The 3,352-nt window shown below is 70.6% G+C and carries 1 protein-coding gene; it reads left to right on the top strand.

Annotated elements, in window-relative coordinates; genetic code table 11:
• Nucleotides 1-3,352: type I polyketide synthase (locus AB0E24_RS45860; RefSeq protein ID WP_359386010.1), on the top strand; the 3,352-nt coding region annotated here is incomplete at both ends.

The raw sequence follows: 3,352 nt of genomic DNA, 5'->3' as shown, positions 1-3,352 counted from the left end.
CTCGCCGAGGCATGGGTACGCGGTGTGGCCGTGGACTGGACCACGGTGCTCCCCGGTCCGCACAACCACGTTGACCTGCCCACCTACGCCTTCCAACACCAGCGCTACTGGCTTGAGTCCGCCGCCCCCGTCGTATCCGCCGAGGACGCGTGGAGGTATCGCGCGGTCTGGCGACCGGCGGCCGACGCCTTGGTCCGTACGGCGGCCTCCGGCACCTGGCTCATGGTCGTGCCGACAGGGTACGACCGGCAGCCGTGGGCCGATATGGAAACCCATGGCGCGCAGGTCCGCTGGTTGGAGTTGTCGGCGGCGGATGCTGATCGGGGGGTTGTGGCGGCGCGGTTGCGGGAGGCGCTGGACGGCGCCGATGGTGCGGTGCCGGTGAGGGTGTTGTCGTTGCTGGCACTGGACGAGGAGCCGCATCCGGAACATGCGGTGATGCCGTCAGGGCTGGCCCTGACGTTGGCCCTGGTGCAGGCGCTGGCGGACGAGGCCATCGCGGCCCGGCTGTGGTGCGCCACCCAAGGCGCCGTGTCCGTCATGCCGTCCGAGCCGGTGCACAGTGCGCTCCAGGCCCAGATGTGGGGCCTTGGACGGGTCGTGGCCTTGGAACACCCGGAGTTGTGGGGCGGACTGGTCGACTTGGCCGACGCACACGACGAGACCGCCCACGCCCGACTTGCCACGGTGCTGAGCGGTGGCACTACCGAGGACGAGCTCGCACTGCGCCCCTCCGGCGTCTTCGTACGGCGGCTCGTCCGCGCGTCGTCGCAGCCGACCTCCGACACGCCCTGGCAGCCGCGCGGCACCGTGCTGGTCACCGGCGGTACGGGCGTACTGGGTCGCCGTATCGCCCGCTGGCTGGCGGACAACGGAGCCGCTCATATCGCGCTCGTCAGCAGGCGTGGACCGGATGCCCCCGGCGCCGCCGAACTGGAGGCGGAGCTTCGTACACTCGGCGTGCCGGTGACGATCGCCGCGTGCGATGTGTCCGACCGCGCCGCTCTGGCTGCCCTGATCGACCGGCTTGGGGCGGAGGAGGAGCCGATCCAGGCGGTCATTCACGCGGCGGCTGTCATCGAACTCGAATCGCTCAAGGACACCACGCTCGCTCACTTCGCACATGTCATGTCGGCGAAGGTGAGCGGGGCCCGGCACCTCGACGACTTGCTCGACCGAGACTCCCTGGACGCGTTCGTGCTCTTCTCGTCGATCGCGGGCGTGTGGGGCAGTGGCGAGCACGGAGCCTATGCGGCGGCGAACGTCTACCTCGACGCGCTGGCGCAGCAGCGCCGCGCCCGGGGACGCACCGCGACCTCGGTGGCCTGGGGCGTCTGGGACGCGGCGCGGATCGAGGGCGCCGACGAAGGTGCCGTGATCATCGACCGGCTGCGACGGCAGGGGCTGCCGCTGATGGCACCGGAGGCGGCCTTCGCCGGCCTTCAGCGGGTGCTGACGCTGGACGAGACCGACCCCGTCGTCGCGGATGTCGACTGGGAGAGGTTCCTGCCGGTGTTCACATCGGCGCGGTCCAGCCGGCTGTTCGGCGAACTGCCCGAGCTGCGGAATCTCACCGGGGCCACCACCGCCGGGCGGACGGTCGGTGCCGCGTCGGGCCCGGCCCCGTCGGAGTCCGCCTTTGCGCAGCGGCTCGCCGGTCTGCACGCACAGGAACGCCGCCATGTACTGCTGGACCTGGTGCGCTCGACGGCCGCCGATGTGCTCGGGCACGAGTCGGCGGACGCGGTGGACGCCGGACGCGCCTTCCGTGAGTTCGGCTTCGACTCGCTGACCGCCGTCGAACTGCGGAACCGGTTGCGCGAGGCGACCGGACTCGCCCTGCCCACGACACTCGTCTTCGACCACCCCTCGCCCAACGCGCTCGCCGACCATCTGCTCACGGAGGTCTCCGGCCGGGTCGGCACCGCCGCGGCACCGGTGCTCGCGCCGGGCGGTGCCGTGACCGACGAACCCATTGCGATCGTCGGCATGGGCTGCCGCTACCCCGGTGGCGTGGCGTCCCCCGAGGACTTGTGGCGGCTGGCGGCGGCGGGGCACGACGCGGTGTCGGCGTTTCCCGACTCCCGTGGCTGGGACGTGGATCTGTACGACCCCGACCCCGACAAGGAAGGGAAGTCGTACGTCCGCGAGGGCGGTTTCCTGGACGGGGCCGCTGATTTCGACCCGGGGTTCTTCGGGATCTCACCGCGTGAGGCGTTGGCGATGGATCCGCAGCAGCGGTTGCTGCTGGAGACGTCGTGGGAGGCGGTCGAACGGGCGGGCATCGACCCTGAGTCGCTGAAGGGCACCCCGGCCGGCGTCTTCGTGGGCAGCAGCGGCCAGGACTACGCGTCGCTGATGGCTCCGGCCGCGAACAGCCTCGAGGGCCACCTGCTCACCGGTGGCGCCACCAGCGTGGTGTCGGGCCGTATCTCGTATGCGTTTGGGTTGGAGGGTCCCGCGGTCACAGTGGATACGGCGTGCTCGTCGTCCCTGGTGGCGCTGCATCTCGCCTGTCAGTCGCTGCGGCAGGGCGAATGCACGGTGGCCCTCGCGGCAGGCGCGAGCATCATGGCCACGCCCCGGGCCTTCCTGGCGTTCTCCCGCCAACGCGGACTCGCCCGGGACGGCCGCTGCAAGGCTTTTGCCGAGGCCGCGGATGGGATGGGGCTGGCCGAAGGTGTGGGTGTGGTGGTGCTGGAACGGTTGTCGGACGCGCGGCGGAATGGTCATCCGGTGCTGGCGGTGGTGCGGGGTTCGGCGGTGAACCAGGACGGTGCGTCCAATGGCCTGACCGCGCCGAACGGCCCCTCGCAGCAACGGGTGATCCGGCAGGCGCTGGTCAATGCCGGTGTCTCCGCGTCGGAGGTGGACACGGTGGAGGCCCACGGCACGGGGACGACGTTGGGCGATCCGATCGAGGCCCAGGCGCTGCTCGCGGCGTATGGGCAGGACCGGGACCCGGCAAACCCGCTGTGGCTGGGTTCGGTGAAGTCGAATATCGGTCATACGCAGGCGGCTGCGGGTGTGGCGGGTGTGATCAAGATGGTGATGGCGATGCGGCATGGGGTGCTGCCACGGACGCTGCACATCGACGAGCCGACCAGCCATGTGGACTGGACGTCAGAGGCCGTTCAACTGTTGACGGAGGCTCGGGAGTGGCCCGAGGTCGGTCGGCCGCGTCGGGCCGGGGTGTCGTCGTTCGGCATGAGTGGGACGAACGCGCATGTGATCTTGGAGCAGGTTGAGTCCGAGCCTGAGCCTGAGTCTGCTGCTGTGGGTGAGGGTGATCCGCCTGTTGCGGTGGCGTGGACGGTGTCGGGTCGGACTGATGCGGCGTTGCGGGCGCAGG

Origin of the sequence: Streptomyces malaysiensis subsp. malaysiensis (assembly GCF_040653035.1) — a bacterium.
GTDB classification, from domain to species: domain Bacteria; phylum Actinomycetota; class Actinomycetes; order Streptomycetales; family Streptomycetaceae; genus Streptomyces; species Streptomyces malaysiensis.
The sequence above is the reverse complement of the archived record's forward strand: the minus strand, read 5'-3'. Positions and strand labels throughout refer to the sequence as shown.